Here is a 746-nt window from a genome sequence, read left to right on the forward strand (position 1 = left end):
ATTCAACGTGCCACCCGCTTGGACAAGACCAGGAGCTGCATCAAGAGCTTCTGAACCAGTATGGCGATCCTTGCCATCGGCTATATCTAAAGAAACATCGCGGCTTCCATCAGCTTTATAGCCATAACAATAACCATCCTGCGTATTGGCATTACAACCCAGATAAGTTTTTTTATAAGCTGTTGCCCCCAGATTGGTGAGCACACCAGCGTGGATATCGGCATTTCCCCCTGCTTCTATAGAGCTATAATGGTTGTCAATGGTATCAGCGTTAATGATGAGATTGCCACTAGATTGTATTACCCCCGAAACAGTTGGTTTATGCGAAAATGCTTGTGTGACAGTCTTTTCTGTCATGTGTGACCAGTCTTCGTTTATTGACCCAAACCATCCTCCCTTCCGCCGAGAACCATTCCATACAAACTCTTCTATGTCTCCTTTTCGAGCATTATGTTTCCAAGTAAATGCCTTATAGACTGTCCCATCTTTTAAAGTTGCCGTGCCATAGGTTCCTTCTTTGTTATTCCAAAGTTGTTGCTCAAATATAAAGTGTTTTGGACCGACTGGCCCACTCTCCCTCTTAGAAAGTTTTCCTTTTCCCCAACGATCCCAGTACATATCATGATATAAAGGCCTACCATCGAGAAAATTATATTTGTCTGGTTTTTCGAAAGAAATATCGCTATATTCCGTTTTTTCCGTGATGACGGGCGTGCTATCAGCTTCGTTTTTTAGAGTGTTGGTTT

General features: G+C 42.8%; 1 protein-coding gene. It reads right to left on the reverse strand.

Going from position 1 to position 746, the window contains the following annotated elements; genetic code table 11:
• A partial coding sequence (locus ACFILA_RS09725) for a hypothetical protein (protein ID WP_375661148.1) occupies positions 1 to 746 on the reverse strand: 746 nt, incomplete at both ends.

The sequence above is a fragment of the Bartonella sp. CL71SXKL genome (genome assembly GCF_042194935.1).
Classification (GTDB): Bacteria; Pseudomonadota; Alphaproteobacteria; order Rhizobiales; family Rhizobiaceae; genus Bartonella.